The organism is Pseudonocardia kunmingensis (genome assembly GCF_006716445.1).
Classification (GTDB): domain Bacteria; phylum Actinomycetota; class Actinomycetes; order Mycobacteriales; family Pseudonocardiaceae; genus Pseudonocardia; species Pseudonocardia kunmingensis.
Window position 1 is genome coordinate 1,414,228 of record NZ_VFPA01000003.1, and the last position, 21,577, is coordinate 1,435,804.

At 74.6% G+C, this 21,577-nt stretch carries 18 protein-coding genes and 1 tRNA gene; 13 read left to right on the forward strand and 6 right to left on the reverse strand.

Annotated features, from left to right (window positions below):
- The first annotated feature begins 8 nt into the window (after positions 1-8).
- Positions 9-1,415 carry a right-handed parallel beta-helix repeat-containing protein gene (locus FB558_RS29670; protein ID WP_142058908.1) on the forward strand — a complete coding sequence of 469 codons (1,407 nt, stop codon included), beginning with the start codon at positions 9-11 and terminating at the stop codon, positions 1,413-1,415.
- A gap of 69 nt (positions 1,416-1,484) precedes the next feature.
- Here the strand turns inward: FB558_RS29670 and FB558_RS29675 are convergent, their stop codons facing one another.
- Positions 1,485-1,781, reverse strand: coding sequence for a DUF2795 domain-containing protein (locus FB558_RS29675; RefSeq protein WP_142058910.1), 297 nt, complete (start codon positions 1,779-1,781; stop codon positions 1,485-1,487).
- Between the two features lie 187 nt (positions 1,782-1,968).
- Between FB558_RS29675 and FB558_RS29680 the strand changes: the two genes are divergently transcribed.
- From FB558_RS29680 to FB558_RS29710, 6 genes are all read left to right on the forward strand, one after another.
- Positions 1,969-2,367 (forward strand): STAS domain-containing protein, encoded by a 399-nt coding sequence (locus FB558_RS29680; RefSeq protein ID WP_142058912.1) that lies wholly within the window; start codon positions 1,969-1,971, stop codon positions 2,365-2,367.
- Between the two features lie 10 nt (positions 2,368-2,377).
- Positions 2,378-2,470, forward strand: a tRNA-Sec gene (locus FB558_RS43495).
- 117 nt (positions 2,471-2,587) lie between these two features.
- Positions 2,588-5,851 (forward strand): formate dehydrogenase, encoded by a 3,264-nt coding sequence (gene fdh, locus FB558_RS29695; RefSeq protein WP_246106829.1) that lies wholly within the window; start codon positions 2,588-2,590, stop codon positions 5,849-5,851.
- A 107-nt stretch (positions 5,852-5,958) separates the two neighbouring features.
- A complete protein-coding gene (locus FB558_RS29700; RefSeq protein WP_211366962.1) occupies positions 5,959-6,816 on the forward strand; it encodes a 4Fe-4S dicluster domain-containing protein in 858 nt (285 codons plus the stop codon).
- Positions 6,816-7,838: an NrfD/PsrC family molybdoenzyme membrane anchor subunit gene (gene nrfD, locus FB558_RS29705; RefSeq protein WP_142058920.1), complete on the forward strand. Its 1,023-nt coding sequence runs from the start codon at positions 6,816-6,818 to the stop codon at positions 7,836-7,838. The genes FB558_RS29700 and nrfD overlap by 1 nt, the downstream gene beginning before the upstream one ends.
- A 99-nt stretch (positions 7,839-7,937) precedes the next feature.
- Positions 7,938-9,311 carry an amidase gene (locus tag FB558_RS29710; protein WP_170231583.1) on the forward strand — a complete coding sequence of 458 codons (1,374 nt, stop codon included), beginning with the start codon at positions 7,938-7,940 and terminating at the stop codon, positions 9,309-9,311.
- A gap of 53 nt (positions 9,312-9,364) precedes the next feature.
- Here the strand turns inward: FB558_RS29710 and FB558_RS29715 are convergent, their stop codons facing one another.
- Positions 9,365-10,357, reverse strand: a complete 993-nt coding sequence (locus tag FB558_RS29715) for a sodium:calcium antiporter (protein WP_246106830.1) — start codon at positions 10,355-10,357, stop codon at positions 9,365-9,367.
- A gap of 312 nt (positions 10,358-10,669) precedes the next feature.
- Here FB558_RS29715 and FB558_RS29720 point away from each other — a divergent pair, with 312 nt between their 5' ends.
- Positions 10,670-12,007, forward strand: a complete 1,338-nt coding sequence (locus FB558_RS29720; protein ID WP_142058924.1) for a hemolysin family protein — start codon at positions 10,670-10,672, stop codon at positions 12,005-12,007.
- A gap of 16 nt (positions 12,008-12,023) precedes the next feature.
- On the opposite strand, the gene cds1 is transcribed toward FB558_RS29720, so the two are convergent.
- From cds1 to selD, 3 genes are all read right to left on the reverse strand, one after another.
- Positions 12,024-13,124 carry an L-cysteine desulfhydrase Cds1 gene (gene cds1 / locus FB558_RS29725; protein WP_211366908.1) on the reverse strand — a complete coding sequence of 367 codons (1,101 nt, stop codon included), beginning with the start codon at positions 13,122-13,124 and terminating at the stop codon, positions 12,024-12,026.
- Between the two features lie 26 nt (positions 13,125-13,150).
- A complete protein-coding gene (locus FB558_RS29730) occupies positions 13,151-14,494 on the reverse strand; it encodes an alkaline phosphatase PhoX (protein WP_142058926.1) in 1,344 nt (447 codons plus the stop codon).
- 206 nt (positions 14,495-14,700) lie between these two features.
- Positions 14,701-15,735, reverse strand: a complete 1,035-nt coding sequence (gene selD, locus FB558_RS29735) for a selenide, water dikinase SelD (protein ID WP_142058928.1) — start codon at positions 15,733-15,735, stop codon at positions 14,701-14,703.
- Positions 15,736-15,903: 168 nt separating this feature from the next.
- Here selD and FB558_RS29740 point away from each other — a divergent pair, with 168 nt between their 5' ends.
- From FB558_RS29740 to FB558_RS29760, 5 genes are all read left to right on the forward strand, one after another.
- Entirely contained in the window at positions 15,904-16,683 is a 780-nt protein-coding gene (locus FB558_RS29740; protein WP_142058930.1) for a hypothetical protein, read from the forward strand.
- An 84-nt stretch (positions 16,684-16,767) separates the two neighbouring features.
- Positions 16,768-18,111, forward strand: a complete 1,344-nt coding sequence (gene selA, locus FB558_RS29745; RefSeq protein ID WP_142058932.1) for an L-seryl-tRNA(Sec) selenium transferase — start codon at positions 16,768-16,770, stop codon at positions 18,109-18,111.
- Complete coding sequence (gene selB, locus FB558_RS29750; RefSeq protein WP_142058934.1) at positions 18,099-19,895, forward strand: selenocysteine-specific translation elongation factor; 1,797 nt, start codon at positions 18,099-18,101, stop codon at positions 19,893-19,895. The genes selA and selB overlap by 13 nt, the downstream gene beginning before the upstream one ends.
- 49 nt (positions 19,896-19,944) lie before the next feature.
- Positions 19,945-20,358, forward strand: coding sequence for an STAS domain-containing protein (locus FB558_RS29755; RefSeq protein ID WP_142058936.1), 414 nt, complete (start codon positions 19,945-19,947; stop codon positions 20,356-20,358).
- Positions 20,359-20,498: 140 nt separating this feature from the next.
- Complete coding sequence (locus tag FB558_RS29760; protein WP_142058938.1) at positions 20,499-20,792, forward strand: WhiB family transcriptional regulator; 294 nt, start codon at positions 20,499-20,501, stop codon at positions 20,790-20,792.
- 61 nt (positions 20,793-20,853) lie between these two features.
- Here the strand turns inward: FB558_RS29760 and FB558_RS29765 are convergent, their stop codons facing one another.
- Positions 20,854-21,363, reverse strand: coding sequence for a hypothetical protein (locus FB558_RS29765; RefSeq protein WP_142058940.1), 510 nt, complete (start codon positions 21,361-21,363; stop codon positions 20,854-20,856).
- Positions 21,364-21,577: the final 214 nt, after the last annotated feature.

The window sequence follows — 21,577 nt, forward strand, 5'->3', positions numbered from 1 at the left end:
ACCCGTCGATGACGACCCCGACGCCCCGCACGCCGGCCCGCACGCCGGCACCGGCCCACAAGCCCGCACGCGCCGCGCTCCTCGTGGCAACGCTGGGCGTGCTGGGCGCCGCGCTCAGCCTGGGGGTGAGCGCCTGCGCCGCTCCGCCGCCGCAGCCGCTGACCCGCCAGCAGGTCGCCGCACCGATCGTCACGGACCCGGCGAACCCCTGCTCCGCGCAGGCCGCGGCCGCCCCGGCGGAACCGGCGGCTCCGCAGGCCGCGCCGGCCGCGCCGCCCGAGGCCCGCTTCGACCCGGCCGCGAACAGCATCGTGCTCAGCGCGGGCACCGGGGTGACGCTGCCGGCGCTGGCGCAGGCCGTGGGCAACCCCGACCTGCTGCGCGAGGTCGCCCCCGGCGAATGGCTCCTCGGCGCCGACCTCGCGGTGCTGCCGGGATCCTCGCTGCAGATCACGAGCGCGACCGCGCGCTGGTTGAAGCTGACGAGCACCGCAGGGCGGTTCGCGTCGGTGAAGGCGTTCGGCGGCGGCATCGAGATCGCCGGCACCTGCGTCACGTCGTGGGACCCCGCCACCGGCACGGTCGACACCAACGTGGACGACGGCCGCGGCTACCTCCTCGCCCGCGACGGCGCCACGATGACCATCGACCGTTCCGAGCTGCGCTACCTCGGGAACGGCGACGTCGAGTCCTACGGCCTGTCCTGGCGCACCGAGGGCACCACCGGGAAGATCACCAACAGCGTCGTCTCGCACAACTACTACGGTCTCTACAGCTACGAGGTCGGCGGCCTCGTCGTGGCCGACAACGAGTTCCACGACAACATCCTCTACGGGGTCGACCCGCACACCGGATCGCACGACATGACCATCGAACGCAACGTCGTGCACGACAACGGCAAGCACGGGATCATCCTCGCCGAGGACTGCGTCGACAGCGTTATCCGCGACAACGTCGTCTACCGCAACAACCACCACGGGATCGTGCTCTACCTGAACTCGGACCGGAACACCATCGAAGGCAACGACACCTTCGCCAACGCCGCGCAGGGCATCAACATCAACGAGTCCAACGACAACACCATCCGCGGCAACCGCGTCTACGACAACGTCGAGTCCGGCATCGGCATCACCCAGACCAGCCAGAACAACCTCGTCGAGAACAACCAGGCCCGCGGGAACCAGAAGGACGGGATCCGCGTCGTGAGCGAGGCGTCCCGGACCACGCTGCGCGCCAACACGCTCGGCGAGAACGGCCGCTACGGGGTCTACGTCGATGTCGACGGCGACGTCGACATCGCAGGGAACACGATCTTCGCCAACCGTTCCGGGATCATGCTCAAGGGCTCGGTCGCCGTGCCGGACGGCGACAACAGGATCTTCAACAACGCCGAGGACGCGATCGTCGACGACTGATTCGCATGACGAACGGCACTTTCGTCGGCTAGGTACCGACGAGAGTGCCGTTCGTCCGGGTGGGAGCGGTCACCGCAAGGGGCGGACCCGTCCGGGAACCGGCAGCAGCGGACGGGGCGCCCGGGAGTGGGTGGTCTGGCTCGCGTAGTCCGGCTGCGCCTCCCCGAACGCCGCCATGGCCACCAGCACCGCCCGCAGGTCCCGGTAGGTGCCCGACGGGAGTGCCCACAGCTGCGCCCGCGTGGCGACGTCGGCGCCGTACTCCTCGGCCTGCATGATCAGCTGCCACTTGGCGGCCGGGTAACGGGTGCCGGTGAGGACCTGGGACAGGCGCTCGACGTCCGAGCGGGAGTCGCTGCGATGCACGGTGGACGCCTCCTCTGACGCAGCGCCGACGCACTGCCGCCGGGCGGGAGTACCCCCGATCACCACGACCAAACCGGGTGACGGGGGGTGCCGTTGTGCGCCCCCCGGGCCGCCCGTAGGGTTGAACGGCGGTTGAGATCACAGTCCGCACCACGAGTCCACGACACACCTCGAGGAGCCGGTGCGCATGAGCGGCGACCTCCCCGCCGACCACGGGGGCACCGACGACGCCGACGAGATCGGCGAAGTCATCCGTTTCGACGTGGTGAGCCACGGTGACGACGCCCGCGTGATGCACGTCGTCGGAGAGATCGACACCCTCACCGCGCCGGTGCTGCGGAGCCGGCTCGACGAGCAGGTGTCCACCGTGCGGCTGCTGGTACTGGACCTGTCCGACGTCACGTTCCTCGGCTCGGCAGGCCTCGCGGTGCTGGTCGCCGCCAAGGACGACGCCGACCGACGCCGGCACACGCTGCGGCTCGTGCCGGGCTCGCGGATCGTCACGCGCGCGCTGGAGGCCACGGGCCTGCTCGGCCTGTTCGAGATCGCCGACGGTGTGCCGCAGGCGCTCGGAGCGGCCGGGTAGCCTCCGCCGTGGAGGCGTCTGGGCGCCTGGTGGCCCCCGCGGTCTTCAACACCGACGTGGCCGAGCACCTCGGCCAGGCGGGTTCGATTCCCGTCCGCCTCCGTCACACCTCGCGCGACGCGACCTGACGACGAACGGCACTCTCGTCGGTTCCTAGCCGACGAGCGTGCCGTTCGTCGGTGGACGTTTGATCCACCCGCACCGGGGGCACGTTGGGCCCGTGGGGATGCGGCAGTGGATCGGCAGCTGGCCCGTCGTCCGGCAGGCGACCGGGCCGGACCGCACGGCACGGGGTGACGCCGCGCGCTCGCCCCGCAGCGACGCGTTGCGCCCGCGGCTGGCCGACGCCGACCGGGTCGTGCAGTCCATCTGCCCGTACTGCGCCGTCGGGTGCGGCCAGCGGGTGTTCGTGCAGGACGGGCAGGTCACCCAGATCGAGGGCGACCCCGACTCCCCCATCTCGCTCGGGAAGCTCTGCCCCAAGGGGGCGGCCTCGCACCAACTGGTGACCCGGCCGGACCGGCTCACGAAGGTCCGCTACCGGCGCCCGGGCGGCACCGAGTGGGAGGACCTCGACCTCGACGCGGCGATGCGGATGATCGCCGACCGGGTGCTCGAGACCCGCCGCCGCACCTGGCAGGACTGCGACGAGGAGGGCCGGCCGCTGCGCCGCACGATGGGCATCGCCCACCTCGGCGGCGCCACGCTGGACAACGAGGAGAACTACCTCATCAAGAAGCTCTACACGGCGCTCGGCGCGATCCAGGTCGAGAACCAGGCCCGCCTTTGACACAGCTCCACGGTTCCCGGTCTGGGGGCCTCCTTCGGTCGCGGCGGCGCCACGACGTTCCAGCAGGACCTCGCCAAGAGCGACTGCATCGTGATCCAGGGCTCGAACTTCGCCGAGTGCCACCCGGTCGGCTTCCAGTTCGTGATGGACGCGAAGCTGCGCGGGGCGAAGGTCATCCACGTCGACCCCCGCTACACCCGCACCAGCGCGCTCGCCGATCTGCACGTCCCGATCCGGGCGGGCACCGACATCGCGCTGCTCGGCGGCCTGATCCACCACGTGCTCACCGAGGAGAGCTACTTCCGGGAGTACGTCCTCGCCTACACGAACGCCGCGGCGATCATCAGCGAGGACTACCGCGACACCGAGGACCTCGACGGGCTGTTCAGCGGTTGGGACGAGGAGAACAAGGCCTACGACGTCTCCACCTGGGAGTACGAGGACGCCCCTGCGGCGGCCGCCGCGGGTGACCGCGGCCCGCTGCCCGACGGCGGTGGCCGGCAGGAGAGCGCGGGCCAGGAGGAGCGGCGCGAGGAGCAGCACGGCGGCGACGAGCAGCGCGAGACCGCGGGTGGGGACCAGTACGGCAGCGGCGGGGCGTCGATCGGAGCCAAGCCGCGGCGCGACGAGACGCTGCAGCACCCGCGGTGCGTGTTCCAGATCCTCAAGCGGCACTACGCGCGCTACACCCCGGAGTTCGTGGAGGAGGTCTGCGGCATCGGTCAGGACACCTTCCTCGAGATGGCCCGCGCGATCACCGAGAACAGCGGGCGGGAGCGCACCACCAACTGGTCCTACGCCGTGGGCTGGACGCAGCACAGCGTGGGCGTGCAGTACATCCGGGCGGCGTCGATCCTGCAGGCGCTGCTGGGCAACATCGGCCGGCCGGGCGGCGGGATCATGGCGCTGCGCGGGCACGCCAGCATCCAGGGCTCCACCGACATCCCCACGCTGTTCAACATCCTGCCCGGCTACCTCCCGATGCCCGCCGACGAACGGGGGCAGTCGCTGTCGAGCTACGTGGAGCCGGACGCGGGCAAGGCCGGCTTCTGGGGCGACATGCCGAACTACGTGGTGAGCCTGCTCAAGGCGTGGTTCGGCGACGCCGCCACCCCGGAGAACGACTTCGGGTTCGACTGGCTGCCGCGCCTGTCCGGCGACCACAACAACTACCAGACCGTGATCGACATGCGCGACGGGAAGGTGCCCGGCTACATCATCGCGGGCGAGAACCCGGCCGTGGGCGGGGCGAACGCGCGGCTGCAGCGGCTGGCGCTCGCCGCGGCCGAGTGGGTGGTCGTGCGGGACATGTCGTGCGTGGAGACGGCCACCTTCTGGAAGAACTCGCCGGAGGTCGAGAGCGGCGAGCTGCGCACCGAGGACATCGGCACCGAGGTGTTCCTCCTGCCCGCGGCGTCGCACGTGGAGAAGGACGGCACGTTCACCAACACCCAGCGGCTGCTGCAGTACCGGCACAAGGCCGTGGAGCCACCCGGCGACGCCCGCAGCGACCTGTGGTTCTTCTACCACCTCGGCCGGATCCTCAAGGACCGCCTGCGCGACTCCGACGACCCGCGCGACGCCCCGCTCAAGGCGCTGACGTGGGACTACGAGACCCACGGTCCGAAGGCGGAGCCGTCGGCCGACCACGTGCTGCGGGAGATCAACGGCTACGGCCCGGACGGGGAGCTGCTCACCTCCTACACCCAGCTCACCGACGACGGCGCGACGAGCTGCGGCTGCTGGATCTACTGCGGCGTCTACGCCGACGGGGTCAACCAGGCGGCGCGGCGCAGGCCGGCGCGCGAGCAGGACTGGGTGGCCGCGGAGTGGGGCTGGGCGTGGCCGGCCAACCGGCGCCAGATCTACAACCGCGCCTCGGCGGACCCGGACGGGAAGCCGTGGAGCGAGCGCAAGAAGCTCGTGTGGTGGGACGGCGAGCGCTGGACCGGGCTCGACGTCCCGGACTTCCCCGTGGACACGGCCCCCGACTACGAGCCACCGCCGGGGGCACGCGCGGGCAAGGCGCTGTCGGGCACCGACCCGTTCATCATGCAGACCGACGGGAAGGCGTGGCTGTTCGCACCGGCCGGGCTGGTCGACGGACCGCTGCCCACGCACTACGAGCCGGTGGAGACGCCGTACCGCAACCCGCTGCACCCCCGGCACACCAGCAACCCGGCGGTGAAGCTGTACGACGACCCGGACAACCGCCACCACCCGGTGGGGTCGGACGTCTTCCCGTTCGTCCTCACCACCTACCGGCTCACCGAGCACCACACCGGTGGCGGCATGACGCGGTTCGTGCCCTACCTCGCGGAGCTGCAGCCGGAGGCGTTCTGCGAGGTGTCCCCCGAGCTCGCGCGCGAGCGCGGTCTCACCCACCTCGGCTGGGCCACGGTCGTCACCGCCCGCAGCGCGATCGAGCTCAAGGTGCTCGTGTCCGAGCGGATGAAGCCGCTGCGGGTGGAGGGCCAGGAGACCCACCAGATCGGCGTGCCGTGGCACTACGGCCACAACGGGCTCGCCACCGGCGACAGCGCGAACGACCTGCTGTCGATCACGCTCGACCCCAACGTCCACATCCAGGAGTCCAAGGTGCTGACCTGCGACATCAGGCCCGGACGGCGCCCGCACGGCCCCGATCTGCGGGCGCTCGTCGAGGCCTACCGGAAGCGGGCGGGGCTGGCATGAGCGACCACCCCGGCCACCCCGTCGAGCGCGCCGGGTCACCGGCGGGCACCGCCACCGACCCGACCGCGGGCTTCGCCGGCAACGTCGGTACCCCGGTCACGACACCGATGACGGGGCAGACCGAGCGCGCCGACTGGATCGGGATGCCCGGCGAGCGCCCGCCCCGGCTGGGCTTCTTCACCGACACCTCGGTGTGCATCGGCTGCAAGGCCTGCGAGGTGGCCTGCAAGGAGTGGAACCAGGTGCCTGCCGACGCGGGCCCGAGCGGCAGCGGCTCGACGCGGATGGCCGATCTGGACCTGCTCGGCATGTCCTACGACAACACCGGCGACCTGGGCGCCAACACCTGGCGCCACGTCGCGTTCGTCGAGTCGCACCACCGCACCGGGCCGCGGAAGGGCGACGTGCGCTGGCTCATGTCCTCGGACGTCTGCAAGCACTGCACGCACGCCGCCTGCCTCGACGTCTGCCCCACCGGGGCGCTGCTGCGCACCGAGTTCGACACCGTCTACGTGCAGCCCGACATCTGCAACGGCTGCGGCTACTGCGTGCCCGCCTGCCCCTACGGCGTCATCGACATCCGCCCCGAGGACGGGCGGGCGTTCAAGTGCACCCTCTGCTACGACCGCACCAAGGACGGGCTGACGCCCGCGTGCGCGCAGGCCTGCCCCACCGAGTCCATCCAGTTCGGCCCGCTCGACGAGCTGCGCGAGCGTGCCGACCGTCGCCTGGAGCAGCTGCACGGCGCCGGCGTGGCCGAGGCACAGCTCTACGGCCGTGACCCGGACGACGGCGTCGGCGGCGACGGCGCGTTCTTCCTGCTGCTCGACGAGCCGGAGACCTACGGGCTGCCCCCGGACCCGGTCGTCACGACCCGGGACCTGCCGGCCATGTGGAAGCGGGCCGCACTCGCCGCGGCCGGGCTGGCGGCCGCGGTCGCCGCGTCGTTCCTCGGGAGGACGTGATGGGACGGCGCAGCCGGGTGCGGGGCTCCATGGTCCCCGAGGCCGAGTTCAGCTCCTACTACGGGCGTCCGATCCTCAAGAAGCCCACGTGGAAGAACCCGGACGTCCCGCTCTACCTGTGGGTGGGCGGCCTGGCGGGCACGTCGTCGGTGATCGCCGCGCTCGCCGACGCCACCGGCCGTCCGGTGCTGCGCCGCGGTGGCCGCCTCGCCGCGGCGGGAGGTGCGGCGATCGGCACCGTCGCGCTGATCCACGACCTCGGCCGGCCGAGCCGCTTCCTGAACATGCTCCGGGTGGTCAAACCGACGTCGCCGCTGTCGGTGGGGTCGTGGATCCTCGCGCCGTTCGCGGGGGCGGCGTCCGCGGCGGCCGCCTCCGAGCTCACCGGCGTCGCCCCGGCGCTGGGCCGGCTCGCGGGCTGGGGCGCGGCCGCCTTCGGACCACCGCTGGCCAGCTACACCGGCGTGCTGCTCGCCGACACCGCCGTCCCCGCGTGGCACGAGGCGCACGGGGAGCTGCCGGTGCTGTTCGCCGCGAGCGGTGCGGCCGCAGGCGCGGGCGCCCAGCTCGTCGTCACCGGGATCGCCGGGAACCGCCGTGAGCGCACCCCGGTGGTCCGCCTGGCGGTGGTGGGCGCCGCCGCCGAGCTCGTCGCCGGGGAGCTCCTGGAACGGCGGCTCGAACGCCTGCCCGGCGGCGTCGTGGACGCGTGGCGCGCGGGCAAGGCGGGCCGCTGGAACCGCCTCGCCCGCCTCCTGACCGCGGCCGGCGGCCTCGGGGCGCTGCTGGCGGGCCTGCGCGGACGGCCCGGTCGGGTGGCCGCCGTCGCGTCCGGGGCGGCGCTCGCCGCGGGCTCGCTCGCCACCCGCTTCGCCGCGTTCGAGGCCGGCACGGCCTCGGCGGCCGACCCCGAGCACGTGGTCGCCCCGCAGCGGGCCCGCCTCGCGGCGCAGGGCCCGGCGAGCGCCGAGGGTTCCTGGCTCGCCGGCGAACGCGCCACCCGCCCCGTCCCCCGGTCCTGAGGCGCGGTGCGTGCCCCAGCATGATCGACACCCCCCGTCCGGGGGCCCGCCCGGCGGGTCGTTGCCATGATCACCGCAGATCAGTGCCATGGTGGAGGGATGGAGGGCCTCGACCTGACCTCGGACCTGACCGCGCTCACCGCGGCCGAGATCGTGTCGCGGGTGCACGACGGGCGCAGCAGCGCCGTCGACGTCGCCCGCGCCCACCTCGCCCGGATCGCCGCCCACGACCCGGAGATCGGCGCGTTCGCCGAGCACGACCCCGAGCGCGTGCTCGCCGAGGCCGGGGGCGTCGACTCGCGCGCCGACCGGTTCGCGCTCCCGCTCGCCGGCGTGCCGGTCGTGGTCCCCGACGACGTGGACGTCGCCGGCTACCCCACCCGCCACGGCTCCGCCGCGACCCGCACCGACCCGGCGCGCCGCGACGACGAGCTGGTGAAGCGGATGCGCGCCGCGGGCGCGGTCGTGATCGGCAAGGCGCGGATGCCCGAGCTCGCGGTGTGGGGGTTCTCCCACGGCGTCACGCGCAACCCCCTCGACCCCACGCTCGACCCCGGCGGGTCCGGGGTCGCCGCGGCGGTCGCCGCCCGGATGGCGGTGCTCGCGATCGCCACCGACGGCGGCGGCGCGATCCGCAACCCGGCCGCCTGCTGCGGGCTCGTGGGCCTCAAACCGGGCCCGCAGGTGGTGCCGCTGCCCCGTGGCGCCGACGAGCACTGGTGCGGGCTCGGCGCCACCGGTCCGCTCGCCCGCACCGCCGGGGACGCCGCCCTGCTGCTCGGCGTGCTCACGAAGAGCGACATCGACCTCGATGTGCCCGGCCCGCGCCGCATCGCGCTCTCGCTGCGGGTCCCGTGGCCGGTGGGGCGCCTGCAGCCCGACCACCGCGCCGCCGCGATCGGCGGCGCCGCCCGGCTGCGCGCCGGACCGGATGCCGCGATCGTCGCGTTCGCCGACCCGCCCTACCCGCGGGGCCTCGCCACGCAGTGGCTGCGCCGCTGGCAGGCGGGCGTGGCGCGGGAGGCCGACGCGATCGGGCTCGACCTCGACGCCGCGGAGCGGCGCACCGCCGCCGTCGTGCGCAAGGGCAGGCGCGTCCTGCGCTTCACGCCACCCGCCGCGGGGGCCCCGGCCGCGTGGCGCGACCGGGTGCTCGCGTGGATGGACGAGGGCGGCTACGACATGCTGCTCGGCCCCGCCACCATCCGGCCCCCGGTGCGGGCCGGGGCGATGGTCGGGCAGGGGTACCGCACGAGCGTGCTCGCCATGGCCACCCGCCTGCCGTGCGCGCCCGCGTGGAACCTGGCCGGGCTGCCCGCGGTGGTGGCGCCGGTGCTGATCGGAGGCCGGCCGGTGGGCGTCCAGCTGGTCGGGCGCCCCGGGGCCGAGGCCGCCCTGCTCGCCACCGCGGCCCGGCTGGAGCGGCGCGCGGTGCCGACGGCCGGCGCGGCCGCGCCCCGGGTCTACGCGTAGCGATCGGGGAGTGACCCCGGCGCGACAGGGGTGGCGCCCGGCCCACCTCGGTGTCACACGGTGAGCACGGCGACGACGGCGACGTAGGTGGTGATCAGCGCGATGCCGTCGAAGCCGACGCGGCCGGGCCCACGGGATTGGCGCACGAGGAGCCCCGCGACGACGACGATGGTCATGAGGGCGCTGGCCAGGGTGAGGAACAGCTCGTCCGGCCCGGCTCGGTGGTACAGGGATCCGCCGCGGTAGAAGGTGTCTCCGACTGCGATGTTGAGCGCGTCGAACGAGTTGCCGCCGAGGACCGCACCGATGGCGAGCGTGAGGGCGCCACGACGGACGGCGGTGATCGCGGTGACGGTCTCGGGCAGGGCGTTGACGATCCCGAGCAGGACCGCGCCGACGAAACCGGCGGTGAGGCCCGTCGCGTCGATGATTCCTTCGGCAGCGAGTGCGAGGGCTGCGCCGCCGGCGCTGACCGCGGCGCCGATGACGACGAACTCGGCCCAGACGGCCCGCGTCGGCCGCTCGTCGGTGTCCTCCTCGGCGGGTTCGTCGATGCGCGTGCCGCGGGTGCGTACGGCTTCCCACATCGGTCGGCTGCCGTTGCGTCGGATGAGCAGGAGACCGCCGACGTACACGGCAACGAGCACAACGGACATCGGGTGGATCGCCGCGACGGTGAACGGGGGCAGGTAGGCGGCGAGCACGACAAGGGTGAGCAGCGCGAGGAGCAGGCAGCCGAACAGGATGTTCGACAGGGACGCGGCGGCGTGCTCGAGGTTGCCGCGTCGGTAGAACAGGTCGGCGACGGCAACGGCGAGGGTTTGCGCCGCGATGCCTCCGACGGCATTGCTGTAGGCCAGCGTCGGGTTGTCGCCGGCCGCGGCGACCGCGGTGATGACGATGCCGGACAGGGAGCTGGCGGCGCCGAAGAACACCGCCCCGAACACGGCCTCGCCCCAGCCGGTGCGGTCGGCGAGGGTGTCCCCGAGCGACGCCATGCGGATCGCCCCCGCCACCGTCGCCAGCGCCGCGACGACGAACACCACGACGCTGACCGTGACCGGCCAGGGACCGAGGAGTCCCTCCATCACGACCCGGCCGCGGAACGGTCGGCGTCATCGCGTCGTCGGTGCCGGGTCACGTGGAGCAGCCCCTCGGCCGCGCCGTTGGCCTCACTGTCCCCCTCGCAGTCGGTGTCCCCCGACGGGATGTCCGCCTCGCCGGCTCCGGCCGTCTACCCGACCGATCCGCTCGCGACACGTCCCCCTGCTGCCCCCTCGAGTGGCGCGGTGGAGCTCAGCTCCGACAGGCCCGCTCCCTGGGAAGTCCCGAGGCCGCGGTGCTGCGATGCTCCCGGTGTGGACGGGATCGGTCTCAACATCGGTTTGGTGCTGCTGTTCGTCTTGGTGGGCGGTTACTTCTCCGCCTCGGAGCTGGCGCTCGTGTCGCTGCGGGAGGGGCAGGTCGCGCGGCTCTCCTCGAGAAGCAGACGAGGAGCCACGGTGTCCCGGCTGCGGGAGGATCCGAACCGCTTCCTGGCCGCGGTCCAGATCGGCGTAACGCTGGCGGGGTTCTTCTCCGCCGCCTACGGTGGCTCGACCCTCGCAGCACCGCTCGGCGGGCTCTTCACGTCATGGGGGTTGCCGGCCGGGCTGGCGGGCACGCTCGCGCTCGTCGTGGTCACCGCACTGATCTCGTTCGTCTCCCTCGTCCTGGGCGAGCTCGTCCCCAAGCGGTTGGCCCTGCAGCGCGCGGAGGGCGTGGCGCTGTTCGTCGCGCCCGTGCTCGACCGCATCGCCTCCCTGGCCCGACCGGTCATCTGGCTGCTGTCGCGCACGACCGACGGCGTCGTCCGGCTGCTCGGCCTCAACCCGAGGGCCGGCGGTGAACAGGTCTCCGAGGAAGAGCTGCGCGACATGGTGGCGAGCCACGAACAGCTCGACCGCGAGGAACGCCGGGTGCTCGCCGACGTGTTCGACGCCGCGGACCGCCACCTGCGGGAGGTCATGCTCCCGCGGACGGAGGTCGACTTCCTGCGCGCGGCCACCGACCTCGAGGAGGCCACGCGCGCGATCGTCGGTAAGCCGCACTCCCGCTACCCCGTCACCGGAGAAGGGGTCGACGACGTCGTCGGCGTCGTGCACGTGCGCGACCTGCTCACCGCCGCGCTGCGGAGCCGACCCGGCGGCGCTCCCCGCACGGTCGGCGACGTGATGCGCCCGGTGCACGCGCTCCCGGAGAACAAGCCGATGCTCGTCGCGATGTCCGAGATGCGGGCTCGGCGCGTGCACCTCGCCGTCGTCGTCGACGAGTACGGCGGCACCGCCGGCATCGTCACGCTGGAGGACCTGATCGAGGAGATCGTCGGCGACATCGACGACGAGTTCGACTCCCCCCGGCTGACGTCGGCCGTACGGGACCGGGCCGACGGTGACGGCGGAGAGGCGCTCCTCGACGGGCTGCTGCACCGCGACGAGTTCCGCGACCGCACCGGGCTCGAACTGCCCGACGGCGCCTTCGACACCCTCGGCGGCTACGTCCAGGACGCACTCGGCCGGATCCCCGCGGTCGGAGACCACGTCCCGCTGCACGGGGCGGCGCTCGTCGTGGCGGAGATGGATGGCCGTCGCGTGGCGAGCGTGCGGTTCGAGCGGACCACCGACACCGCATCCGGCAGGCCGCAGGACGGGCCCTGACCGCTCCACGTGCGAGTCAGGTGGGGGGCGTCCACTCGCCCGTGGCCAGGAAGCGTTCCAGGGTCTCCGTGTAGGGCTTCAGGTCCATCCCCTGCTCGGCCACCCACCCGTCGTCGTAGTAGCTGTGGCTGTAGCGCTCGCCGCCGTCGCAGATCAGCGTGACGACGCTGCCGCGCACCCCCTCCTCGCGCATCCGCGCCACCAGCTGCCAGACACCCCAGAGGTTCGTGCCCGTCGAGCCGCCCGCCCACCGGCCGGTGACGGCGTGCAGGTGCCGCGCCGCCGCGACGCTCGCCGCGTCGGGCACGGGGATCATCAGGTCGATCACGCTGGGCACGAAGCTGGGCTCCATCCGGGGGCGCCCGATGCCCTCGATCCGCGACGGCATCCCGGTGCCGTAGTCGGGAGCCCCGGTGACCCAGCCGGGGAAGAACGCCGAGTTCTCCGGGTCCACCACCGCGAGGCGCGTGCAGTGGCGCCGGTAGCGCAGGTAGCGCCCGATCGTGGCCGACGTGCCGCCGGTGCCCGCGCCCATCACGATCCACTCCGGCACCGGGTGGCGTTCCAGCGCGAGCTGCTCGAAGATCGACTCCGCGATGTTGTTGTTGCCCCGCCAGTCGGTGGCGCGCTCGGCGTAGGTGAACTGGTCGAGGTAGTGGCCGCCGGTCTCGTCGGCGAGCCGCTGCGCCTCGGTGTACATCTCGGGCGCGCGGTCCACGAAGTGGCAGCGGCCGCCGTAGCGCTCGATCAGCGCGATCTTCTCCGGGCTGGTGCGCCGCGGCATCACCGCCACGAACGGCACGCCGATCAACCGCGCGAAGTACGCCTCCGACACCGCCGTGGACCCCGAGCTCGCCTCGACGACGGTCGTGCCCTCGACGATCCAGCCGTTGGCCAGCGCGTACAGGAACAACGACCGGGCCAGCCGGTGCTTGAGGCTGCCGGTCGGGTGCACCGACTCGTCCTTGAGGTAGACGTCCACGCCCCACTCGGGTGGGAGCGGGAAGACGTGCAGGTGCGTGTCGGCGGAGCGGTTGGCGTCGGCCTCCACGAGCCGGATCGCCTCGGTCACCCAGGCGCGGGTGCGGTGGCAGGAACGGTCGACGGGTTCGGGCACGTCGCCGAGTATCGCCCCCCGGTCCGTCAGCTCCACGGGCCCGTGATCGCGAACAGCGTGCCGGGCACCTGGACGTTGGCGAACAGCACGCTGCCGTCGCGGCTGAAGACCGGGCCGGTGAACTCGCTGCCCTGCTCGGTGCGGGCCACCCGGAACGTCGTGCCGTCCTCGGTGGCGCCGACGAGGTGGTTGCCCGAGTTCCCGTCCTCGGCGAGGATCACGCCGCCGTACGGGGAGACGCTGATGTTGTCGGGCCCGTCGGCCCCGTCCTCCTCGCCCGCGAACTGCAGCCGCAGCGTCATCGTGGACGCACGCGGGTCGTAGAACCACACCTGCCCGCGGTGGTTGCCGGGGCTGTCGCCGCCGGTGTAGCTCGACACGACGTACGCCCCGCTCGCGCCGTTCTGCCCGGGCCCCCACCACGCACCCTCCAGCTTGTGCGCGCGGGTGACGCGGCCGTCGTCGAGCTGGGTGCGGGTGGGCTCCTCCCGCGCGTCGCGGTCGGGCACCTCCACCCACTCGACGGCGTAGGTGGTGCCGGCGGACCCGGCGCGGGAGAGGTCGTCGACGTGCTCGCCGGACTCGTCGGTGCAGCGCATCGCGGCCAGCGCCCCGTCGCTGCCCCCGAGCTCGCGCAGCACGCCGCGGCCGCCGCGGAACCCGGCGGGCGGGGCCCAGCGGTAGACGAGCCCGTTGGGGCCGGAGTCGTCCTCGGTGAGGTAGATGTCGTGGGTGGCGGGGTCCACGGCCAGCGCCTCGTGCACGAAGCGCCCCAGCGCCTTCACCGGCTGCGGGTCGACGAGGGCGGCGCGGTCGAACGGGTCGACCTCGAACACGTAGCCGTGGTCGCGCTCGTACGCACCGTCGCCGGCCCGCACGTCGGTCTCCTCGCAGGTCAGCCACGTGCCCCAGGGCGTCACGCCCCCGGCGCAGTTGGTGGAGGTGCCCGCGATCCCGACCCGCTCGTTCACGGGCCTGCCCTGCGCGTCGGTGACGACGATCGTGCAGCCGCCGGCCGCACCCGGGTCGTAGACCAGCCCGTCCAGGTGCGGGACCTGCAGGTCCGTGCCCGCCTCCTCCCGGATCTCGTGGTTCACGACCAGGACGGTGCCGCCGCCCCGCGCCGCGAACGCGCCGGTGCCGTCGTGGTTGCGGGGGGTGGGCTCGCCGGTCTCCAGCTCGGTCCTCCCGGCCTCGGTGACGATCGTGTAGCCGAAGCCCTCCGGCAGCGAGAGCCGCCCCTCGGGGTCGTCGACCAGGTCGCCGTAGCCCACCCGTGGCCCGCTCGTCACGCGCAGCACCTCGGGCGCCCCGACGAGGACGATCCCGGCCGCCGACCGCCGGAGGAACCCACGTCGTGACAACACCATGGCACGGCATGGAAGCCGAGCCGTCGCCGCTCGCGTGGGAGAACGGGCCGCCGGTGCCCCGATCGGACGAACAGCGCGACCCGGGCGTGCGGACGACCTGCCTGACGCCGTCGCACACCGACTTCTGCGCTGGCGCACCGACTGCAGTCGGTGTGCCGGCACCGAAGTCGGTGTGCCAGTCCCGGCAGAGCCCTGCGCGGCGCGGGTCAGCGCAGGCTGATCCGGCCCGTGCCGGTGCGGACCGCGCCGATCACGGCCGCCGGGGGGCCGAGCCGGGCCACGGCGGTCGCCGCGGCGTCGGGAGCGGCGCCGAAGAGCAGGCCGCCGGAGGTCTGCGCGTCGGCGAGCAGCAGGACGTCCAGCTCGGTGCGCCCGCCCGCGTCCAGCCGCGGGGCCACCCAGTCGCGGTTGCGCCTGCTGCCGCCGGGCACGGCGCCGGCCGCCGCGAGCTCCCGCACCCCGGGCAGCACCGGCACGGCGTCGACGTCGAGCACGGCGTCCACCCCGGAGGCCGATGCCATCTTCCCGAGGTGCCCGAGCAGCCCGAAGCCGGTGACGTCGGTGCAGCCGGTGGCCCCGGCGGTCACGGCGGCCCGGGCCGCGGGCGCGTTGCTCGACGTCATCGACGCGACGGCGGCGTCGGCCGGCCCCTGGGGCGCGGTGCCCGCCTTGATCGCGGTCGTGACCACCCCGGTCCCCAGCGCCTTCGTGAGCACGAGGGCGTCGCCGTCGCGCAGGCCGGCGTTGGTGAGGACCCGCTGCGGGTGCACCTCCCCGATCACCACGAGCCCGTACTTGGGCTCGGGGTCGTCCACGCTGTGCCCGCCGACCACCGCGAAGCCGCTCTCCGCGCCGATCTCGGCGCCGCCGGCCAGCACGTCGGCCAGCATCGACACCGGCAGCTCCGCCGACGGCCACGCCACGAGGTTCAGCGCGAAGAGCGGCCGGCCCCCCATCGCGTAGACGTCCGAGACCGCGTTCTGCGCCGCGATCCGGCCCCAGGTGCGCGGGTCGTCCACCACGGGGGTGAAGAAGTCCGTGGTGGCGACCAGCGCGCGCTCGTCGTCGAGCCGCCAGACCGCCGCGTCGTCGCCGGTCTCGGTGCCCACCAGCAGGTCGGCCGAGCGCGCCGGGGTGAGGGTGCGGAGAAGGTCCGCGACCACCGCGGGCCCCAGCTTGCAGCCGCACCCGGCTCCGTGGCTGAACTGGCTGAGCCTGCGGACCGGCGCGAGATCGGGCACCGCGCGAGCCTACGGCGGGCGCCCACCGGGCCGCAGGTCGCGCGGTGGTGACCGCACGCCCCGGGAGGGCCCGGCGCCGCGTGACGCATACCACCGCCGGTCGCAACCAGCCCCCCGCCCGCCGACTCCGGATGGAGGAAACCGTATCGAGCGAACACACTACTCATCGTGACGATCAGCACCCCCCAGAACTCCGTCCACAGCAGCGGGGGCGGCCCGTCCCCCGCCGGAGCCTCGTTCGACATCGTCCGCCGTGGCTACGACCGCGACCAGGTCGATGCGCAGATGCGAGAGCTCCGCGACCGCATCAACGCCGCCGAGTCCGCACGCAAGGCCGCCGAGCAGCACGCCCGCGGCGTCGAGGGCGAGCTGCGCAACGCCCGCGCCCAGCAGCCCGACGGCCCGATCTCCCAGGAGAGCTTCGGCTTCCGCGCCGAGAAGATCCTGCGGCTCGCCGAGCACGAGGCGGCCGACGTCCGCAGCCGCGCGGCCAACGAGGCCACCGCCCTCGTGGAGCAGGCCAGGGCCGATGCCGAGCGGCACCGCCACGAGGTCGAGCAGAAGCTCATCGCCCGCTCCGCCGAGCTGGACCAGGAGGCCGCGCAGCGCAACGTCGCCATCCAGGAGCGCGAGCAGCAGGCTGCCGCCACCCTCGCCGCCGCCCGCGAGGACGCCGCCCGCATCAACGACGACGCGCGCCACGCCGCCGACAAGCTGCTCTCCGAGGCCCAGACCCGCGCCGACGAGGTGCGCCAGCGCAGCGACCAGGACCTCAAGCGCCGTCGGGAGTCCGCCGACCAGGAGCTGCGCCGCATCAACTCGCTGCACGAGGGTGTGCGCAACGAGATGGCCCGGCTGCACAAGCTGCTCGGCACCGAGCTCGGCGAGGGCGCGTCCCGCAACGCCGAGAAGCCCGCGGAGCGCAACGGGGCCCCGGCCCGCGCGTAGACCCGAGGATCACTCGGAACGATCACTCTCGGTGATCGTTCCGAGTTGCGCGCCCGCGGGCCGCCGCCGCCGTAGGGTTCCCCCGTGAGCAGCGCCGGTCAGCACAGCGCCACGGACGCCGTCGACCCGCGCCGGCACGTGCCGCGCACCGACGCGGTCCTCGCCGAGCCCCGCGTCGCGGCCGCCACGGCGAGGTTGGGCCGCGAGCTGGTGCGGGCGGCCGTCGGCGCCGTCCAGGAGCGGGTCCGGCGGGGCGAGGTGCCCGCGGAGCACGAGGCGGTCGTCGCGGCGGTGCTCGCCGCGCTGCCGGCCGTTCCCGCGGCGCTGCGGCCCGTCCTGAACGCCACCGGCGTGCTGCTGCACACCAACCTGGGTCGCGCACCGCTGTCCGACGCCGCCCGCGCCGCGGTCGGGCTCGCGGCGGGCACCTGCGACGTCGAGCTGGACCTGGCCACCGGTGCGCGCGGCCCGCGCGGCGCCACCACCGTCGACGCCCTGCTCGCCGCCGTTCCCGGTGCCGCGGCCGCGCACGTGGTGAACAACGGGGCCGCCGCCCTCGCCCTCGTCGCCGCCGCGCTCGCGGGCGGACGGGAGGTGGTCGTCTCCCGCGGTGAGCTCGTCGAGATCGGCGACGGCTTCCGCATCCCCGAGCTGCTGGCCGCGGCGGGCGCGCGGCTGCACGAGGTCGGCACGACCAACCGCACCAGCCGGGCCGACTACGCCGCGGCGATCGGCCAGGAGACCGCCTTGATCCTCAAGGTGCACCCCTCGAACTTCGTGGTCAGCGGCTTCACCCGGTCGGTCGGCGTCCGCGAGCTGGCCGGCCTCGGGGTGCCGGTGGTGGCCGACATCGGGTCGGGCCTGCTCGCGCCGCACCGGCTGCTGCCCGACGAACCCGACGCCGCGGGCACCCTCGCCGAGGGGGCCGACGTCGTCACCGCGTCCGGCGACAAGCTGCTCGGCGGCCCGCAGGCCGGGCTCCTGCTGGGCGCGCCCGGCACGGGGGCGGAGCTCGTGCACGCGATGCGGCGCCACCCGCTGGCCCGGGCGCTGCGGGTGGACAAGCTGACGCTCGCGGCGCTCGAGGCCACCCTGCGCGGGCCCGTCCCGCCGGTGCGCGCGGCCCTGGACGCCGACCCCCGGACGCTGCGCGCGCGGGCCGAGCGGCTGGCGGCCGCGCTCGCCGAGCACGGCGTGGACGCCGCGGCCGTCGGCTCGGACGCGGCCGTCGGGGGCGGCGGTGCTCCCGGCGTCACGCTCCCGAGCGCCGCCGTGTCCCTCCCCCGGCACTACGCCGCGGCGCTGCGCGCGGGCGACCCCGCCGTGCTGGGGCGCATCGAGCGCGGCCGTTGCCTGCTCGACCTGCGCGCGCTCGGGCCCGCGGCCGACGCCGACCTGGCCTCTGCGGTGCTGGCGTGCACGTCCTAGCGACGGCGGGCCACGTCGACCACGGGAAGTCGACGCTCGTCCGGGCCCTCACCGGGATGGAGCCCGACCGGTGGGCCGAGGAGCGCAGGCGCGGCATGACGATCGACCTGGGCTTCGCCTGGACCCGCCTGCCGTCCGCGGCCACGGTCGCGTTCGTGGACGTGCCGGGCCACGAGCGGTTCGTGTCGACGATGCTCGCCGGTGCCGGACCGGTGCCGGCCGTGCTCCTGGTGGTGGCCGCCGACGAGGGCTGGATGCCGCAGTCCGCCGAGCACGTGGACGCGCTGTCCGCGCTCGGGGTGCGCCACGGGCTGCTGGTGATCACCCGCAGCGACCTGATGGACCCCGCCCTCGCCCTCGACGACGCCCGCCGCCACCTCGCCGGTACCCCGCTCGCGGACGTGCCGGACGTCGCCGTCGCCGCGCCGACGGGCGCAGGCGTGGCCGAGCTGCGCGCCGCGCTCGACCACCTCGTGGCCGGGTTGCCGGTACCCGACCCGGACGCGGACGTGCGGCTGTGGGTCGACCGCGCGTTCACGATCCGCGGCGCGGGGACCGTCGTCACCGGCACCCTCGGCGCCGGTCGTCTCCGGGTCGACGACGAGCTCGAGCTGCGGACGGCTGCGGGCACCCGGCGCGTGGCGGTGCGGGAGCTGCAGTGCCTCGGCGCGTCCGTCGGCGAGGCCCGCGGGGTGGCCAGGGTGGCGGTGAACCTGCGCGGTGTGCCCCGCGAGAACGTGGGCCGCGGGGACGTCCTGCTGACGCCCGGCGCCTGGCTGGGCACCGACCTGCTCGACGTCCGGCTGCACGGCGCGCGCACCGACGCGGTGGCGCCGGACCCCCGCGACCTGCCCGCCGAGCTGACGGTGCACGTCGGGGCCGCCGCCGTGCCGGCGCGGGTGCGCCCGCTCGGGCCGGACACGGCGCGGCTGCGGCTGCGGCACCCGGTACCGCTGCGCATCGGCGACCGCGCGCTGCTGCGCGATCCCGGCCGCCGGGTCGTGGCGTCGGGCCTGACCGCGCTCGACGTGCGCCCGCCCGCCCTGGACCGCCGCGGCGCCGCGGCCCGCCGGGCCGCCGAGCTGGCGGTGCTCCCGGCCGTCGCCGACGCGGCGGGCGAGCTCGCCCGGCGTGGCATCGCCCGGCGCGCCGACCTGGTGACGATGGGCGTGGCGCCCCGGGACGTCGACGGCGTCGCGGCCGTCCGCGCCGCGAGGTGGCTCGTCGACCCCGCACGCGCGGCGGCGCTCGCCGACGCGATCGCGGACGCGGTGGCCGCGCACGACGCCGCCGACCCCCTCGATCCCGGCCTGCCCGTCGAGGCCGCGCGCCGGGTCGCGGCGCTCCCCGACGCGCGGTTGGTGGAGGCAGTGCTGGAGGGCGGCGCGCTGCGGCTGCGCCATGGCCGGGTGGTGCGCGACGGGGAGCGGACGTTGCCCGCCGCCGTGCGGAGCGCGATGGACGCCCTGCGCGAGCAGTGGGAGCGCGAGCCGTTCGTCGCCCCGGAGGCGGACCGGCTCGCCGCGCTGGGGTTGGGCCCGCGGCAGGTCGCGTCGCTCGTCAAGGCCGGGGAGCTGATGCGCGTCGCCGACGGCGTGGTGCTGCCACCGGGCTCGGACGAGCGCGCCCTCGAGGCGCTCGCGGCCGCGGGCGAGGAGTTCACGATCAGTGCCGCCCGCCAGGTCCTCGGCACCTCCCGGCGCGTGGCCGTTCCGCTGCTGGAGCTGCTGGCCAGGACCGGACGCACGGCGCGCACCCCGGACGGGCGGCACCGCATCATCTGACCCGCGCTCCAGGTGGCACGCGGGGCCGCGGCACCTTACGGTGGCGTCGATGTCCGAGACGCGCGAGAACCTGCCGTCAGACCCCCCGTCCGTGCGACGCGGGGGCGACGCCGATGACCAGATCACCCTGACCACCGCGCGCCCGGCGGCGGACCAGGTCGTCATCACGGTCGGGGGGGAGGTCGACATGCTCACCTCGCCCCAGCTGCGCTCGCTGGTGCTCGACCAGTTCGAGCCGGATGCCGGCGTGGAGCTGGTGGTGCTCGACCTCGACGGCGTCACGTTCCTCGGCACGAGCGGGCTCGCGGTGCTCATCGAGGTGCGGGAGGCCGCGCACGCGGCGGGCGTCGAGCTGCGGCTGGCGTGCACGGCCCGCCGGGTGCTGCGCCCGCTCACGATCGCGGGCCTCATCCCGCTCTTCGACATCCACGACACCATCGACGGAGCGCTCGCGGCCACCTGACCAGCGCGTCCCTTCCGCCACCCGATGTGAGCTGCGTCACATCGGGCGTTCGGGTGCGTGGCGGCGTTTGGCCGTCCGGGGCCCTGGGAATCAGCACCTCGGTCGCCCGGAACGTCGGGCACGAACGACAAGAGGTGACGATGAGCGACGTTTCCCGGCTCCCCGGCCCCATGGACCACGCGTGGCAGTGGCAGCGCCTCGGCTCGTGCCGCGGCATGGACAGCGGCGTCTTCTTCCACCCCGACGGCGAGCGCAACCCCTCGCGCGCCCGCCGCACCGCGCAAGCCAAGGAGGTCTGCCGGCGCTGTCCGGTGATCGAGCAGTGCCGCGAGTTCGCCCTGCAGACGCGGGAGCCGTTCGGTGTCTGGGGCGGGCTGGCCGAGGCCGAGCGCCGCGTCATCCTCGAACGGCGCGGCGTGGCGATGGCCAGCTGAGCCCGACGACGTCACGGGGGCGGATCCGGCGGATCCGCCCCCGTCGTCGCGCTCGGAGGTTCTACTGCGCTCCGAGGAACGCCAGCTCCGGCCAGCGGTAGCGGAGCAGCGGGATGCCGTAGACCTGCGCGATCCGCTCCGCGGCGCGGTTGACGGCGGCCCGGGCCGGGTCGGCGGGGTCGGGCGCCGGGGCGAGGCAGTAGACGCCGGGCTCGGGGTCGAACCCGATGAGCTCGCTCAGCGCGGCCACCAGGTCCTCGTCGGCGTCGGCGGGCAACGGGTCGGGCAGGCCGAGCCGGTGCAGGCGCAGGTCGAGCAGGCCGAGGCGGGCGACCTCGCCGCGCAGCGCCTCGCCGGGCCGATCGAGGTCGTCGTCGTCGGGGTCGGCGCGCGCGTCGCGGTCGGCGGCGATCAGGATCTCGGCCTCCGGGAACCCGCCGACGAGGCGCACGAGATCCGACCCGGGCCGCAGCAGCTCCGCGGCGTCGACGGCGATCGCGACGGCGCGGCCGGATCGGGGAACGGCGAACCGTCCGGTAGCGGCCACCACCACCGGCTCGGAGACTGGCATCTCCGGAACCGCGACCATCTGCACCACGTCCCCCTCGCCCGGCCGGATGTCCCGCCCCCGGGAACTGCCGGTACCGCGCCGAGTCAACTCCCACCGGATCCCGCGCGAACCCCGTACCGGCGGTCCGAACGCCGAATGGGCGCCGATGATCCGTGAATGGCTCCCTACCGCGAAGTAGCCGCCGCGAACGGCCGCTGACCGCTCGGCGCTCGCC

Bases quoted from the DNA above. Each gene is read 5' to 3' on its own strand.
- FB558_RS29670 (WP_142058908.1), top strand. From the start codon at position 9: ATGACGACCCCGACGCCCCGCACGCCGGCCCGCACGCCGGCACCGGCC.
- FB558_RS29680 (WP_142058912.1), top strand. From the start codon at position 1,969: ATGAGCGGCGACCTCCCCGCCGACCACGGGGGCACCGACGACGCCGAC.
- FB558_RS29700 (WP_211366962.1), top strand. From the start codon at position 5,959: ATGACGGGGCAGACCGAGCGCGCCGACTGGATCGGGATGCCCGGCGAG.
- nrfD (WP_142058920.1), top strand. From the start codon at position 6,816: ATGGGACGGCGCAGCCGGGTGCGGGGCTCCATGGTCCCCGAGGCCGAG.
- FB558_RS29710 (WP_170231583.1), top strand. From the start codon at position 7,938: ATGGAGGGCCTCGACCTGACCTCGGACCTGACCGCGCTCACCGCGGCC.
- FB558_RS29730 (WP_142058926.1), bottom strand. From the start codon at position 14,494: ATGGTGTTGTCACGACGTGGGTTCCTCCGGCGGTCGGCGGCCGGGATC.
- FB558_RS29755 (WP_142058936.1), top strand. From the start codon at position 19,945: ATGTCCGAGACGCGCGAGAACCTGCCGTCAGACCCCCCGTCCGTGCGA.
- FB558_RS29760 (WP_142058938.1), top strand. From the start codon at position 20,499: ATGAGCGACGTTTCCCGGCTCCCCGGCCCCATGGACCACGCGTGGCAG.
- FB558_RS29765 (WP_142058940.1), bottom strand. From the start codon at position 21,363: ATGCCAGTCTCCGAGCCGGTGGTGGTGGCCGCTACCGGACGGTTCGCC.